Raw genomic sequence first — 15,381 nt, forward strand, 5'->3', positions numbered from 1 at the left:
TTTGGCTTGACGCCACCAGAGTGTTTAACCAAAATCAGAAGTAGAAAATTCAACCAGAAGACCGCGTGTCATTATCCGCTGTCTTTTCAAGATGTTGCGAAGCTGACCTTGCGGGTCAGTGCGGGTTCGAGTCCCGCAGTTCGCACCACAGACACCTGAAATAGCACGATTTTTCGGCTGAATGAGGGGCAAAGGCTGTCTTTGCTCCATCGTCCTTCCCCACTGAGGGAAGATTTTATGCTCCGTGTCCGAGGCACTACCTACCACTTCCGCCGTATAGTTCCCCCTGCCCTGCGAACAGCCTTAAACCGGCGGGAAATCTGGGTTTCCCTGAAAACCGGCTATCAGAATGAAGCCCGCAAACGCGCTTCTCTGCTTCATGCCAGAACCACAGAACTGTTCATGCAAGCGCATTCCACACTGGCTGAGCCAGACGCCTTAAGCAGGCTTGAGGGACTGCTGGTTTCACTGCGGGATTTGCAGAGCGTGAACCTACCTTCATCTGCTCAGGAAACGGGGTCCGTGCCGGTGTCAGCACCGATGCCAAAACCCCAAACGGTGAAGAAACCAGCCAAAACACCCAAAGCTGCCCCCTTGATGCTGTCGGGTGCCTTAAAACGCTTCGTGCTGGACAATCCCCATGCCAGTGCTGACACCAAGAAAGCCACACAACGAGCTGTAGACCTCTTCCTGCAAGCTTTCGGAGATGCGCCTGTGTCCATTATTGGTGGCGAGAAGGCCGGAGTCTTCCGTGACCTGCTGTTTTCCCTGCCAGCCTCACTGGGTAAACGCAAAAGCAGCCTTACCCTTGAAGAAGAGGCTCAGAGGGCCAAAGAGGGAGGTCTGCCGACCCTGAGCGGGAAAAGCGTCAAGAACCACATGATGCGCCTCTCTGCGCTTTGGAACCAGTTACACCAGCGGGAACTGGTCGCACGCAACCCATGGACTGGCTGGAATTTCGAGAATGGACAGAAGACCGTCAGAAGAAGCTGGACGGTAAAAGAACTGGCTTTGCTGGCTTCTGCGTCATGGCATAGCAAGTCCGTGCCAGAACAGACCTTCCGACTGGTCACCCTTATTGCAGCCTATTCGGGCATGAGGCTGGGTGAAACCTGTACCCTGCGCAAAGAAGACCTCCAGACCGTTGACGGTATCCCCTGCTTTTTGGTCAGACCACATTCTGATGACGGATGGACACCAAAAACAGACGCCAGCACTCGCGTGGTGCCTGTCCACCCAAAACTGATTGAAGCGCGAGTTCTGGCCCTTAAGGATACCACTGACGGCCCTTACCTCATTCCCGGTCTGGAAACCTCGAAACAGGGTGTCAGGGGCGCAACACTGGGACGAGCTTTCTCGTTGCTCAAGACCCGTATCGGTCTCCCCGCTGAAATCACCTTCCATTCGTTCCGGCACACAGTCTCGACCCAGCTCAGAAACGCAGATGCCAATATCCGGGAGGTCTGGATTGACCGCCTGCTGGGTCATGAAGCCACCCATAAGAGCCAAGGGACAACCACCTATCTGACCGGAATCTCAACAGCCAATCTCAGGCAAACCATAGAGGCCATAAGCTACCCGGAAACAGCCTTCAAAAAGGGAACGTTTTAAAAGGGAGCCAGCAGTGCCCAATGGCTACCCATTGAGCATCTGGCAAGGGGGAATACTTCCCCCGTTGACCCCTTAAAGCGCAGAAAAATAAGGTTTCATTTAATGACCGCTTACGCTTTCAACCAAGCCATTGATGTGTGGGGCTGCCTATCACGAAAGCAGTCATTTAAGCGGTCCGCAAAAGAGGTAAATCGCTCAGAGAACGGAGCTTTACAACATCGTTGGGGCCGCTAATTTATCGGGAATTGATAAAGCATAAGAGGCAGTAAAGCGTGACTAGACGAGCAAAAAATACAAACGACGATTTTGAAACCCGCGAAGAGCGACTTCGGGAAAGCTTAAAAGAACAGACAGAACGCTCTATTGCACTGCGATCTAAAGATCGGGAATTTCACGGACTAGAGCGAGAATTCCGCTATCATCAGGAGCAGATGATTGTGGATTTTTCTAAGTCTAAAGACATTAAGCATCCTCGCGATGTCGGTAATGTTCGCGAGAAAATTCTGAGAAATTTTCTTACAACAAGTGGATTTCTACCAAAACGTTATACAGTTTCGAGCAGCAGCATTCGAGTGGCATCCCCTACAGGACATCTCAGCAACGAGATTGATATCGCTTTATATGATGCTGAAGATTCCCTGTCACTTATGAATCGAGAGGATATTTTTGAAGTTCTTCCTATCGAGAGTGTTTATGGCGTCATCCAGGTAAAATCACGTTTGAACCGGGAAGAGATTAGAAATGGCCTTGCCAACTTGGCATCGTTCAAACGGCTCGACCGGCAAATAGGCGACCAGGGAGGAAACATTTTGGGTGCGCCAAAAGAAAGGCGTGGTTTCGGGATTCTATTTGCCTATGACAGTGACCTAAAATGGCAAGAAATATATCAGGAAATTGAGAGCTTTGCGCAACTGCACCCTCAAACAGAGTGGGCAAATGCAATCTGCATTCTAAATCGGGGATGGTTCGTTCATGGGTCCAGCACGATGAGTTCCGCTCTAAATAGTCACATAGAGGCAATCGAAGAACTGCAGATACATGGTATGCCCGACCGGCAGGGCACCGCACTATACGCTTTTTATGATGTTTTACTCACCCTCCTGCGAAGTACTACAATATATCCGGCGGAATGGCGTCAATACTATCGACTGCCATTAACTGCCGGAAAATATTCCTATAGTTATTATATGATGCATTTCTCCGAGATGGGCAGATGCGAAAAACATGGTGATTACGCAAGAAAGATCGAGCCAGAAAAATTGGAGAAAGTGATTAATTGGTGTCAAACAACAACGCCAATTAATTGGATCAAGGCGCATAATATTGCGTATAATCAGCCAGAAGACGAGGCCGCGTATGCGCGTCAGCCGATGGACGTGCATATATATAATCCAGACAATCTTCCATTATCTGAGATATTGGTGCAGGACGATACATTGGATGGCCAACAGATTAAATCGCTAGCTTATGATTGGATAATCAGCGACAATATGAATATCTGGATACCATATCACTACACAATCTCCGAATTAATTGTATCAATTTGCCCGCAATGTTTGGTGGGTATTATGAAAAAAGCGGGACGTGATGCGCAGCCGAAAAAGGTCAGGATACGTCGAAAGAGCATTACTGGGAATACACAGACTGTGAAGAAAGAAGCTTCACCGAAAAAGGCATCAACCAAAACATGACCGTAGTGCTCTAACTCGCATTTGGCGAGCCACTGCACTCCAACCGAAGGGAACGCAGTGCTGCCGCGCTAGATGAATATCGGCTTTAACTCTGCCAAACCTGAAAGCCGACAGGCCGGAATCTCCCAAAATCTAACTTAAAGAGGGGGTTCACGGGGGAGAGCTTTGCTCTCACCCTGACCAGTTTGCAAACCATCGCGACACAACGTGTCCGCTGGTTTGCACGGCTGGCTATCCTAAATATTGCGCCCCAATTTGCAGAGGAAACTTTAATGACAAACGAAATGCTGTCGTAACCAGACGGCAAATGCCTCCTCTTCCATACCACCTGAAGCAAGTGTCACCATAACCTCTACCGCCTCTGGGGCATGGACCTGAATACGCACCCCATTCACTCTCAGAAACAGTACGCAGCAACTCCAGGCCGTCCGCTTGTTTGCATCATTAAAAGGATGATTGCGGGCTATACCGTAAGCATAGGCTGCCGCCAAAGTAGCCATATCAGGCGCTTCACTCTCCGCATAATGCCAACGATTTTCTGGCCGCGCTAACGCGCTATGCAACAAGTCTTCGCTTTTGACACCTTGCGTTCCTCCATATTCCCTGAGTGCCTGGTCATGCATAAACAGCACCACATCAGGTTCAAGAAACTCTGGCTTCTCCGTCATTACCGCTTAGCCAGTTCCTGAAGCACATCAGCCTGCTCTCGAAGCGTCTCACGCGCCATTTGCATCTGACGTTCCAACTTCAAATTACGCTTTACCAGCTTGATGCCATCGGCCATCTCAACAAGCGTGAGTTCCTGCCCTACTTCCAGACCCAGCCGAATACGTGTTTCAGCAGGAAGGGTAATTCCGATAGAGTTTCCCTGTTTCCGCACAACAACTGTTTCCATGACACATCTCCGTAATACAATCCGTATTACATAGCAGAGGCTATTGGCGCTATTCAACAACGAAACACTTATAAGCAGTCTGCTGAATTAAACTCTGCGCCACTGTCTTGACTGCCCCACGGGTTTGCCCGCACAGTGAACCCGCAGTCACCATGTGAAGGATGATTTCTTCTGAAATTATCGTTCTATTTCAATGGGTTGTCTGACTGGTTGCGGCCAAGACGAGCGGGTTCGAGTCCCGCAGTTCGCAATATCTAAGGCACTGATTTTATTGAAAATCACAAAAAATATGAAATATGAATTTCTACATGGTCGTCTTCCCAATCAGAGAACTTTTTAGACTTGCGACCGCACTATAAACTTCAGACATCTCGTGCGCTTACGGTCGGACTACGTAACTTTCGCAGATATTACGTCAAGCAATCTCCCGAGAATTAGTCGCGCATATGCCCTCTATACGAAACACTGAATACAGCTGACAGAAAACCATGCACCATTTTTGCACCACAATAAGGAAGATTTAGGGTGACAAGCCGTGAGATTGGATGACATAAATGTATCTGTTTTTCATATAGTTATGACAGGATCCCCCAGATGACCACGGTCTATTTTTGCCCTCTCACGGCGGCAACACGGGTTCGAATCCCGTACGGGACACCACTGATTTAATTGGCTTTTTTGGCCAAATTCTTCCAAAAAATATGGGTTTTTGCACCATCGCGAGGCACGTCATAGTGTCCTCTCATGGTGGAAGAAATCAACACGCCAGCAGGTGATATCATGAGCGGGCGCACGGACCCCGCCCCAGGAAGCCTTTACCTCGCGGTGTAAACTATCGTGGCCCAAAGCAATACATGACCCGTAAGGTAGTCGATGGACGTCGAGTGCAGCAGACTTTCTCCACCGCGGCACAAGCCCGACGCTAGCTGAATGAAACGGCTGCCCAGACAGAGCTTGGCCAGTTCACAGATACGCGCCCTCTCGACAAGATGACGATTGGCACACTTGTTGAACGGTATCGCGACGAGTGCATGGCCAATCGGAAAGCCGACCGGATCGGGCACATTCCTGCAATCCTGCGTGAAACAACAATTTTTCCGGTAAGATTATCAAAATTCTCAGCGACAGAGGCGTCATGTCGCCTTCACGGATTGCCGGTGCAGTGTCTTGTTGTCGGGCGTGACCTACAATATCCCAAGTGTGCTTTCCCTGCTGCTTATGGGGTCTCAGAGACAGGAGCGGTGCTTGTCCGCGCCGACGGGTTTGTTGTCTGGAAAACCGTGCGAGCGAACGTATTTCGTCACGAAGATTTATTAAATATTTTGATTGCAGAACGTGAAATATAAAAACCTGTCGAGGCAATTTCTGCTGCTGTAGAATCGTAAGCCATCGGTGAAGGCATCAAAGACCGACCGCTATGATCCCGATCAGAACGACGGCAGCGCCCGCGATCCGGCGTGCGAGATGGCCCTCGTGAAAGAGCATGCATGCCAGAAGAGAGCCTATAACGATAGAGGATTCACGCAGGGGCGCAACGAGCGCCACTGGCGCCACCTGCATGGCGCTGAGTACGAGGATATAGGCCAACGGGGAAAGCACGGCGACAATAAGGATTGGCGTGGCGTTTGTGCGAATAGTACTCGGGATCTGATGCCCCCGACGCAGCGCGCTCGGCGTTAGCAATACGCCCTGTAGCAACAGCGTGCCTGTGTAGTAACTTACCGGTGCGAGATGCAGCGAAGTCAGTGAATAACTGTCCCAGAGAGTATAGCCTGCAATGGTGGCGCCTGTCGCAGCCCCCCATAATACCCCCTGAAGCGGGTGGTGACGTGCGCGCCTGAACGGATTACCTGTGACAACGAGAATTCCTGCTATAATCAGGAAAGCGCCGAGCATCGCGAGTGCAGTAAGGCGTTCTCCCAGCAGGAGAACCGCGAAGAGCATCGTCAGCAATGGTCCCGTGCCGCGTGCTACCGGATAGACCACGCCCAGTTCTGCGCGGTCATATCCGACCTGTAAAATCAGAGAGTATGCGATATGGAGCACTGCCGAGACGGCCGCGCCTAAGGCAAGCGGCCAGTCGAGCACCTGTTGCCCCGTGATGACAGGCGTGACGCAGAGTGGCACACACAGCAGCGCCGAGGTGCCGGTATAGGCCCAGACGAACAGTAGGGTATCACCGCGCTTGTATTTCGAAGCCAGGTTCCATATCGCATGGGCCACCGCCGCGACGAGGACTATTTCAACCGTGCCCGGCTGCATCAGGCAAGATCGGGCAGGTCGATGCCGGCTCGTTCCGCCCGTCGGCTACGTTCCGGGTCGCGTAAGGCCAGAGCGGCGGCCAGTGCATCAATAACGACGAGTTGGGCCAGTCGGCTGCCAGCGGCGGCCATCTGTGCCGGCAGTGGTGCGCCACCGACGACCAGTGCAATATCCGCAAGAGCGGCCAGGGGTGTGCAATACTGATTGGTGACCGCGATGAGCGACGCTCCTGCGGCAGCCGCTGCGTCGGCGACAGCCAGCGTCGTTGGCGTACGACCCGTCGAACTGACAGCTATGACGACGTCGTCCGGGCCAAGCAGGCGCGTGGCGATCATCGCCGACAAGTAATCCGGGATGCTAATGGTCGTTACGCCCAGTGCGCGCAGGCGGAACACCGCGTCGGCGGCAACCGTCGCTGACGGACCCGCGCCGAAGGCGATCACTTGGCGGGCACCCTGGATAGAGGCAACGGCCCTGTCGAGCGCAGTGATGTCCACTGCTCCGCTGAGCGCCGTCAGAGCGTCGGTGCCCGCACGAATGGATGTTTCTAGCACGGTGGCGGTAGTCGCATCCGCCGTGAGTGTTTCAGAAGGTGCGAAGAATTCGGCAGTGCCACGGGCACGAGCAATCTCAATCTTGAGTTCAGTAAAGCCACTAAACCCAATCGCACGCGCGGCGCGGATCACGCTTGGTGCTGAGACGCCAGCTCGGGCGGCTACCTGCGCAGTCGTGCTGGTGCCGACGAACAAGGGATCGGTGAGCAGGAGTGCGATCACCTTCTCCTCGCTGGCAGCGAGGTTGCCGGTGCGTGCCTGAATGCCGCCAAGCCATTGGCCAAGCCGCCCTTCAGAATCTGAAATTCCATTACAATTATCTTTCATCATGTGTAATATATTACAAAGAGCGTATCGAGCGCACAAGCGTCATGTGAGTCTATGCGCTGCATGTGAGCCGAAGATTTCACCAGGGAGGCCGTTTTCATGAATAAGGATATGAGTACCACTGTCGCTGTCGTAGGCCCCGGCGCAATCGGCACCGTGATTGCGGCGGCGCTGTACGAAGCTGGTCACATTCCGGTGTTATGTGGCCGCACACCGCGCGAGCATCTGACTCTGCAGGATAACGATCGTCTCATCACCGTTCCCGGACCGGTAAGGACTGATCCCCGACAAATAGATCGGAGCGCTGACCTCGTCTTCCTTGCTGTGAAGGACACACAAATCGAGGCGGCGGCGGAATGGCTGTCAGTACTGTGTCGCCCGAGGACCGTCGTATGCGTGCTGCAAAACGGTGTGGAACAGGTGGAGCGCGTAGGGCCACACTGTCCGCATGGTCAGGTCATCCCTGCCGTTGTGTGGTTTCCTGTTCAGGCGCAGTCCGATGGCTCTGTGCGCTTGCGTGGGGATGTGCGTCTTACCCTGCCAGACATGTCGGCTTCACACATCGTTGTCGAGGCGTTGCAGGGCTCCCGCTGTTCCGTAGAATTGGCCGGGGACTTCCTCTCGCAGGCCTGGCGCAAACTACTGCAGAACGCGGCAGCCGGCCTCATGGCGCTTACGCAGCGCCGCTCAGGCATGTTCGGCCGGCCTGACATCGCCGGACTTACACTCACTTATCTGCAAGAATGTCTGGCCGTGGCTCGCGCCGAGGGCGCTGAACTGGGTGACGAGATTCCGCAGACTATCCTCGACAAGTTTCTGACATCTCCTGCTGACATGGGCACTTCCATTCTTACGGACCGTGAAGCGGGTCGACCCCTTGAATGGGATATCCGCAACGGCGTCGTCCTACGTCGAGGTCGCGCCCACGGCATCCCAACGCCGATCAGCGATGTCATTGTGCCACTCCTTGCAGCCGCTAGCGATGGTCTAGGCTAACTCCATGGCTGAAAAGGTCGAAGGAATTATTGTTGAAATCCCTGCGACCCGATTTTGAGGGCAATGGATGATGACAACTGGGGCTGCGTGATGACTTTCGCCTTGCGTTGAAACCGAGCGGGAGATGCTCTGTCTTACGCTGCTATGCGGCGACGCTGACCTTCTTGATGAAGAAAGAGAATCGCACAATATTAGGCGAAAATCATTCACCCCACAGGCATTTTGGGGATAAGTAAGTGCGGCCGCCTTTTGGGTGCCAGCGATATGGATATTTCTCCAGCGAGTTTTAATTCAATCAGCAGGCTCACCGAGGAACCACACGCTCGTCTTGATGCCCGGTTTCCTAGGGCATGCCGTCAGTTAGCTCCGATGACAGCGGAGACGAGTTGCACTGCTGCGATGAAGGTTGATTTCAGCTTGTCATAGCGTGTTGCAATGCCTCTGAACCACTTCAGTCTGGCGAAGAACCGTTCGATGATGTTTCGTTTTTTATAAATTGAAAAACGGGTTTTTCGTGGACAGATACGGTTTTTCTTTGAGGGGATAACCGGCGTGATCTCCCGCTCTTCAAGCTTTTCGATGAGGGGAGCGGCGTCGTAAGCCCTGTCGGCGGCGATGTAGACCTCAGGATCGATTTCATCGAGCAATGGCTCTGCTTCAGTGATGTCCGCCCTTTGCCCGGGTGTCAGGGAAAGAGCTACAGCCTTTCCCGCAGCATCGACAATGGCATGGATTTTTGAAGTCAGTCCGCCACGGGACCGCCCGATGGCCTGATACGCGCCCCTTTTTTACGGGTACCCGCACTGTGCTGGTGAGCGCGGACAATCGTGCTGTCGATCATCATGTATTCGTTGTCATGGTCAGCTGCCAGATGCCGGAAAATCCGTTGAATCACACCGCTTTCACACCAGCGACGCAGCCGTCGGTGCACGTTCTTCCAGTCCCCGAACCGGACAGGCAGGTCACGCCAAGGAATGCCTGCGCGATAACGATACAGCACGACTTCGATAAACCGACGGTATCCGTAGCTGTCCTACCGACATGCCCTTCGCGACCCGAGAGAAGATTTTTTATCCGCTCCCACTAACCATCGTTCAAACCATACCGTCGCATACACATTCTTCCCGTTCCCAAAACAGGAAATAAGCATCACAGATCAGACGGGAGTACAAGCGACATAATCCTTCCGCTTAACTGACGACACGCCCTAGTCAGCCAGAAGCGGATTATGAACAACCATAGCTTCAAACTGGATGAATTTATTTTCCAGTTCAATCTGTAACCCGGCTTTCTCACTTCGCGCGACAAAGTCGTGACAACTTTTACTCGTCATATCCTGACACGCAGGGACGACATGCCCGTCTGCCCACAGGCTCTCACCGGGTATGAAAGAATAAGTCAGCCCATTACGCGACAGTTCTTTTATATCCTGATAGCTGAGCGGCCATGTGGTCACCGCACGCAGGTATTCCTGCGTAAGATCGCCGCGCGAGACACCTTCGTCATCAGTGGAAAGAGCTACTGGCACCCCTGCCCGCCGGTAAAGGGCTAAGGGATGAGACTTTCCTTTCACATTCAAAATCACATCATTACTCGTCAGGTTGATTTCAACCATGACTTTCTTACGGGCCATTTCCGCTAAAAGCCCTGCAGGGTCACGTTCCCATTCGATATCAACGCCGTGCCCGATGCGGCGCGCGTTCGCCACTTCCACTGCCCCGCGAATATGGTGATCGAGCCCTTCAGGCGGAACAAGACCGGGAGTTAGTTCACCCGCATGCAGGCTAAGCCTGACATCGGGATACCGGGCGTTCAGCGCCTCGAACATACGCATATGCTGGTCATAATCGCGCATGGAGGTGGCATCATCTTCGGGACAGACAATATTCACCCCGACAAAACGCGGGTCGGCGCGCACCACCTCATATCCCGCGTAAAGCTGTGCGAACACGGCAGAGGGCTGCACGATACGCAGGGTTTGGTACAAATAATGCACCTTTACCCCACAGCCTGCATGGGCCTACGGCGTCCCGCACTGCAAGGTGCGCTGGGCTTGCTGCTCCATCTCGTCGGTTTCGCGCCGGGCATCCGCCACTAGTCGGGGCAGAAGCGGGCGAAGGGACTGTTCCGCCTGAGCATAATCCTCGCCCTTGAGGGGATGCGTATTCCCTGCGGCGATCATACCGCCCAGTCCCGGTGAAACCATCAGTTCAATATAATGCACATGGTCAAGGGCAGCACGTTCCCGTGCTTCTGCCAGACTATCGCCTGCATGGGTACGTGTCAGTGCATCAAACCCGCGGAACGCTGCGAAGAAATGGTCATGCCCCGACCGATCTTTTGCCGTGGGAACGAAATCACGCATCGACAAAGCATCGATCATGCTGTTTTCCGCATCTACATCTGCGGGCAGCGTGGCAGCAGACCTGCCTCCTTTGTCATGATCGGTGCAACCATGAGGCAGGATCTGGCCATTTGCAACCGTTACACACAACCCATCCTGCGCAGCCCATTTCAGGTAGCTTTCGGCATAAATCGCACCAACCAGGTGGTTATGCAGATCCGCACCCTTGGGAAACTGACGCATGAACAGCGGCAGACGCACAGGGTCAGACTGCAGGGTGGAAAAAATATGGGCCGTTTTCTGTTCATCCGTCGTCTGCGCCTGACAGACGTAAACAGGCATAAACAGAGCAGCACAAATCAGAAAAAGGGAGCGAAAACGCATAAGTCACCATCGACGAAGAAAAATTGACACAGACCCGCAGGTAAGAGGGACATATACGGCAGGCCACTCATCTAATCTGCCTGCCGATATCCCTTTAGATGCAAAATTTGACGTAACTGCCTCAGGGCGTTTGAGGACCGTACGTATTCCAGTTCCGAAGCAGTTCATGAATAATGGTGGAACCAACACGGTAGCCATTTGTCAGCGCAACGATTTCACCATCGTATCCACTATTCATTGACTGAACGGCGGTCATCTTGCGGGGCTGTTCCGTATAATTCGATGCACTCCGCAGGACGAGCACCCGGTTTGCATCCACTTTGCCTGCTTGCCCCAGGCGTGTCAGAGCCTCCAGAATACCGGAATCTTCCATGTCACTGGAGACAAAATGAGTTTTTCCCTGCGTGAGAAGCCTGACCCAGTCCCGCGCAAAGCCTGTCATGATCTTCCCGTGCCAGAACGTGTCGGATCCGAAATCACCACCGGTCACCACGGCGGGATGTCCTGCCGCCTTGTCTGTTGCCTTATAAAGTTTGCGCTGGGCCTCAAGTTGCGGTGGGTCGGACAGAGGGATCGCATGCGTCAGGCCATAAGCCCAGCTTACCAGTGAGGAGTTAAGCGCGAATGCATTATTGTGCTGTATGCTGCCATCAGGGGCATCCCCACCCGAAAGGGCATACTGGTTGGGCTTCTGCGCGGTAATCATGAAGTAACCATATGGCCATTCCTTCGGAGCTTCCCGCTTGTCGATATAGCGCGTGATATCTCCCACAACGTAATCGGCAATGGAAACGGACCCGACCGAGGCAACCGTCGGATCAAACCCGGAGATGCCATCCACCATCCAGTAAGCATGCCGCAGGTCAAAACGGGGGTCTGTCGCCAATGCCGTGACGGACGTCGTGGCCGGCGCGATCGGGGTCCCCGTGATCACAACCAGCAGATGGTGCTCTGCATCCGTGTACATGGGATGAATACCCAGTGGGAACGGTACTTTTTCAGTAAGGTGCTCACCTTCAATCCACGGCTGAAATTCTCCGGCACGATCACCGGTATCTTCACCGATTTCATAAGTTGTCAGCACAACAGCTCGTATGTCCCACGGTTTTTCTGTCGGACGGGCCTGCGCAAGCGTGGATGACGCGGCAACGCAAAAAACGGCTGCTACTATAGGACTAAATCTTTTTATTGATTTAGATGGAGACGACATTTTTACATTCCCATTGATATAATTATATCATTAGCCTTATCACTGAAGCTTTATAGTCTCAATGACAGAAATTCGTACAAACAAATTACCATGCAAATTATTCATGTTTCATTATTTATTTGTAATTGAGATGATTATTTCAATATAATTTCTTGTGCAATGGCTTTATTCAATCCTACGTGGGGATTTATCGTTCGGCTTTTGTGTTAAAGGATAGCTCAGCAATTAGCGTCATATCTGGGCTTTTTCGATTTTAAATTTGCACCATGTAAGATACTCTTTCCTTATAATGCGAGCATAAGAAAGAAGTTTTCGTTAACAAGACTATAGAAACAATGACGAAAATATTTGTTCCAAGTATTTTCGACAACTACCCTCACACCGATAGATCAGAATAGAAAACCAGACTAATACCTGCATTGTTGAACAGAGTCTCCAGAAAAAGTATGATCTAATCAGTTTCTTCTGGTTATCGGACAACATAAACAGATCCGCCCACAGGCTAACCTTCCATCGGTCAGCCTGTGGATCACAACGTCATACTCAGTCCAATAAATTAACAGGCTCTGAAGTTAGAAAGATGTGGAGATTGTGCCCGTCATGCTAAAACGTGGCTGGACATAGAATGCCGCACTGGATCCTGCACCAGACAGATTGCCATTCATCAGCCGGACAGTTGATGCATTTGTCCCCACACCCCTTACACCAGTTCTGACAATGGACCCTGTCAGATTTGTAAAATTCAGGCGGAAAGTGGGCGACTGAGCACGCCAGAATGGCTTGAAGTGATAACCCAGAGAGAGTGTATCCGTCACATACCCCGGCATCCGCTGGTCCCCTGCAAGAGATACGGACTGCGGGCCTGTGTAATGCACCGTTCCGTTGGCAAAAAATCCTTTATTTGTATAGGTCAGACCAAAGTTTGCCATGACATGCGGAGACATGGGCGCCTGCGTTCCTTTGGTACGGAAGTTGGTAAGATTCCCGTACATGTCAGACGCCGGTATGTTTGAGTCCATTCGTGCGTTGAGATACTCGAAGGACACATAGGGGCTAAAGCCATAGATTGGCTGACTGGCAACCATCAAGTCAAAACCACGGGCTGTCTGGTTACCGGCGTTGATAACACCGGACTGATTGTTACCCAGATATGTAGAAAGCAGACGATTGGTGATGTTGTAATTGAACAGATCGAGATCAACGATTACGTATTTGTCGTTATACCGATAACCGAGCTCTTCTTTAATGGAATACTGGTTGCGTGGCAGGGTGCCAGTATAACTCGTGTTTGCCAGCGCCGATGCTGAGGGCTGGCGGAAATCACCTTCCGCATTGACGTAAATCTGGTGATGCTGATTGAAGCGGTAGCTAACGGAGAGATGCGGCAGCGGCGCTGTTAAGTTCTGTCCCATGTGGCCATTACCGGGGTAAGTCCGATACCACACGTTGGACATAACGTATTTGAAGCCTGCATTGATCTGTAGCTTGTCTTCAAAATACTTTGCCGTGTCCTGCACAAAGAGTGAATGCACCTCATAGCCGGTGGTATTGCCGGGGTAGGAGCGGCTACCATCAGAGAAAACCTGATAGCGGTAGTCATTCGGGCTCGGATTTGCTCCGTTAGCCTTGGTCACACTTGTTGGGAAGTGTTGGGTATAATCCTGATTCTCGTACCAATAGCCAATATCAAAATGGTTGTGTCTATCGATATCATATCCAAGCTTGGCCGTAGCCCCGACATCAAGGGCCCCATTTTCCTGAAAATAACTTGTCTGGGGCGTGCCCGCAGCAATAGGCTGTCCGGAATAATAGGTCGTGTTTCCGGTTGCGTTGGAGCCTGCGGAACCATCCCAACCCTGCCCCCAGTTATAATAGGGACGGAAGTCAAACGTCAGCTTTCTGGTAATAACCACATGAATGGGAGCTGTCAGAAAAAGCTGATTCCAGTGGTCAATATTATTCCGCCAGTAATCATTCCCCACAGCATCAAAGCCAGCCTTGCGGCCATACCCTTCACCTGTGTGCTTATATTTCATGAACTGCGCCGCCGTGGGATAACGGTCGATCACAAAGTCCTCATTGTTCCAGGACATGAACAATTTGGCAAAAGAGCCGTTATTCCAGTCCTTCCTCAGACCAAAATCAATATGCCTGCGCTGATTAGTGCCGGCCCCCATCCACGAGCGGGCATGAGTGTTAGAAAAAGAGAAAAAGCTGCGGACGCCGCTTTTGCCAATATCCCCGCTTTCCAGACGAATAAACTCGCGGGACATGTTGTTCGTGCCGTAGGAGAAATCAACCATGCCACCAAACTTGTGGCTGGGATCATGAGATGTTTCATACATTGTGCCTGCGGCAGCGGATGTTGCTGGCAGATCAATGGGAGAAGACCCTGGCATCATGCTGACGCTATCAAGATTTTCGGAATCAATATTTTCCGCAAGATATGTGGCACTCGCCGCGGGCGCACCATCCAGCATGAGGGCCATATCTTCATCTGTCAGGCTTCGGCTCTGGATGCTGCCACCCTGCATGCCAGAGGAATCTGACGTAGAAACGCTGACACTGGGCAGATTTTTGATAAGATCAAGCGCGGTGTTAGTTGGGCTTTTCATCTCAATGTAAGATTTTGTAACGGTTTGAATGGCATGCGGAGCTGTTTCCACACGCATCATCCCGCCACCACGCCCCTTGCCGGAGCGGGAGACGGCAACTGTGAGCTGCTCTCCGCCAGACGCATTCACAGCCGTGGGACGTGCCTTTTTCCGCGCTGTCACAGGCTGAGTTCCTGCGCCAGATGCAGTGGCCACATGATGGGCAACGGTAGCATGTGGCAAACGATGATGCGTATGAACTGCACCGGTTTCCGCCCGAGCAGAAGAACTCACTGACACAATTCCACTGCCAGCCAGACAGGTGACAAGGCACAGGACTTTTCTACTTGATGGCCTGTCAGAAAAATAAAAATGCATTACCTTTGAGTCTCTCCTGCGATGCAAGACGCATTTCGCTGTGTAAGGCGCTGATTGGTTAAAGACAGCACCCTTTTCTTCTTGCGATAACGTAACATTATCTCATCTTATTGTGAAAGGAGTTCTAAAACCTAC

Annotated in this window: 11 protein-coding genes, 1 tRNA gene and 2 pseudogenes; 5 read left to right on the plus strand and 9 right to left on the minus strand. The window is 52.1% G+C overall.

Annotated elements, in window-relative coordinates:
* Window positions 1-237: 237 nt before the first annotated feature.
* Window positions 238-1,611, plus strand: coding sequence for a DUF6538 domain-containing protein (locus tag AD930_RS09470; RefSeq protein WP_061506039.1), 1,374 nt, complete (start codon window positions 238-240; stop codon window positions 1,609-1,611).
* A 272-nt stretch (window positions 1,612-1,883) separates the two neighbouring features.
* A complete protein-coding gene (locus AD930_RS09475; RefSeq protein ID WP_156476968.1) occupies window positions 1,884-3,302 on the plus strand; it encodes a DUF6602 domain-containing protein in 1,419 nt (472 codons plus the stop codon).
* Between the two features lie 269 nt (window positions 3,303-3,571).
* Here the strand turns inward: AD930_RS09475 and AD930_RS09480 are convergent, their stop codons facing one another.
* Together AD930_RS09480 and AD930_RS09485 are read right to left on the minus strand one after the other, a co-directional pair.
* The gene (locus tag AD930_RS09480; RefSeq protein ID WP_061506041.1) at window positions 3,572-3,970 is read right to left on the minus strand and encodes a type II toxin-antitoxin system death-on-curing family toxin; all 399 of its coding nucleotides are present in this window, start codon (window positions 3,968-3,970) and stop codon (window positions 3,572-3,574) included.
* Complete coding sequence (locus AD930_RS09485) at window positions 3,970-4,197, minus strand: AbrB/MazE/SpoVT family DNA-binding domain-containing protein (protein WP_025826032.1); 228 nt, start codon at window positions 4,195-4,197, stop codon at window positions 3,970-3,972. The genes AD930_RS09480 and AD930_RS09485 overlap by 1 nt, the downstream gene beginning before the upstream one ends.
* A gap of 592 nt (window positions 4,198-4,789) precedes the next feature.
* Here AD930_RS09485 and AD930_RS17825 point away from each other — a divergent pair.
* Window positions 4,790-4,857, plus strand: a tRNA-Glu gene (locus tag AD930_RS17825).
* A 371-nt stretch (window positions 4,858-5,228) separates the two neighbouring features.
* Complete coding sequence (locus AD930_RS17830; protein WP_156476969.1) at window positions 5,229-5,543, plus strand: hypothetical protein; 315 nt, start codon at window positions 5,229-5,231, stop codon at window positions 5,541-5,543.
* 55 nt (window positions 5,544-5,598) lie between these two features.
* Here AD930_RS17830 and AD930_RS09495 read toward each other — a convergent pair whose 3' ends face one another.
* A complete protein-coding gene (locus AD930_RS09495) occupies window positions 5,599-6,459 on the minus strand; it encodes a DMT family transporter (RefSeq protein ID WP_061506043.1) in 861 nt (286 codons plus the stop codon).
* Complete coding sequence (locus tag AD930_RS09500; protein ID WP_208598596.1) at window positions 6,459-7,379, minus strand: MurR/RpiR family transcriptional regulator; 921 nt, start codon at window positions 7,377-7,379, stop codon at window positions 6,459-6,461. Before AD930_RS09500 ends, AD930_RS09495 begins: the two co-directional genes overlap by 1 nt.
* A gap of 72 nt (window positions 7,380-7,451) precedes the next feature.
* Between AD930_RS09500 and AD930_RS09505 the strand changes: the two genes are divergently transcribed.
* A complete protein-coding gene (locus tag AD930_RS09505) occupies window positions 7,452-8,336 on the plus strand; it encodes an oxidoreductase (protein ID WP_208598597.1) in 885 nt (294 codons plus the stop codon).
* 356 nt (window positions 8,337-8,692) lie between these two features.
* Here the strand turns inward: AD930_RS09505 and AD930_RS17420 are convergent.
* The 5 genes and pseudogenes from AD930_RS17420 to AD930_RS09530 all read right to left on the minus strand — a co-directional run bounded on the left by AD930_RS17420 (window position 8,693) and on the right by AD930_RS09530 (window position 14,949).
* Window positions 8,693-9,410 (minus strand): annotated as a pseudogene (locus AD930_RS17420) (IS5 family transposase).
* Window positions 9,411-9,543: 133 nt separating this feature from the next.
* Window positions 9,544-10,338 (minus strand): annotated as a pseudogene (locus tag AD930_RS18470) (adenosine deaminase); the annotation flags it as partial.
* Between the two features lie 18 nt (window positions 10,339-10,356).
* Window positions 10,357-11,064 carry an amidohydrolase family protein gene (locus AD930_RS18475; RefSeq protein WP_306308845.1) on the minus strand — a complete coding sequence of 236 codons (708 nt, stop codon included), beginning with the start codon at window positions 11,062-11,064 and terminating at the stop codon, window positions 10,357-10,359.
* 121 nt (window positions 11,065-11,185) lie between these two features.
* A complete protein-coding gene (locus AD930_RS09525; RefSeq protein ID WP_061506047.1) occupies window positions 11,186-12,148 on the minus strand; it encodes a purine-nucleoside phosphorylase in 963 nt (320 codons plus the stop codon).
* Window positions 12,149-12,846: 698 nt separating this feature from the next.
* Window positions 12,847-14,949, minus strand: a complete 2,103-nt coding sequence (locus AD930_RS09530; protein WP_061506091.1) for a TonB-dependent receptor — start codon at window positions 14,947-14,949, stop codon at window positions 12,847-12,849.
* Window positions 14,950-15,381 lie beyond the last annotated feature (432 nt).

The sequence above is a fragment of the Acetobacter malorum genome (genome assembly GCF_001580615.1).
GTDB lineage: Bacteria > Pseudomonadota > Alphaproteobacteria > Acetobacterales > Acetobacteraceae > Acetobacter > Acetobacter malorum.

Excerpts from the sequence above, each read along its gene's own strand:
- AD930_RS09470 (WP_061506039.1), top strand. The coding sequence starts at position 238 with ATGCTCCGTGTCCGAGGCACTACCTACCACTTCCGCCGTATAGTTCCC.
- AD930_RS09480 (WP_061506041.1), bottom strand. The coding sequence starts at position 3,970 with ATGACGGAGAAGCCAGAGTTTCTTGAACCTGATGTGGTGCTGTTTATG.
- AD930_RS09485 (WP_025826032.1), bottom strand. The coding sequence starts at position 4,197 with ATGGAAACAGTTGTTGTGCGGAAACAGGGAAACTCTATCGGAATTACC.
- AD930_RS17830 (WP_156476969.1), top strand. The coding sequence starts at position 5,229 with ATGGCCAATCGGAAAGCCGACCGGATCGGGCACATTCCTGCAATCCTG.
- AD930_RS09495 (WP_061506043.1), bottom strand. The coding sequence starts at position 6,459 with ATGCAGCCGGGCACGGTTGAAATAGTCCTCGTCGCGGCGGTGGCCCAT.
- AD930_RS09505 (WP_208598597.1), top strand. The coding sequence starts at position 7,452 with ATGAGTACCACTGTCGCTGTCGTAGGCCCCGGCGCAATCGGCACCGTG.
- AD930_RS18475 (WP_306308845.1), bottom strand. The coding sequence starts at position 11,064 with ATGCGTTTTCGCTCCCTTTTTCTGATTTGTGCTGCTCTGTTTATGCCT.
- AD930_RS09530 (WP_061506091.1), bottom strand. The coding sequence starts at position 14,949 with ATGATGCGTGTGGAAACAGCTCCGCATGCCATTCAAACCGTTACAAAA.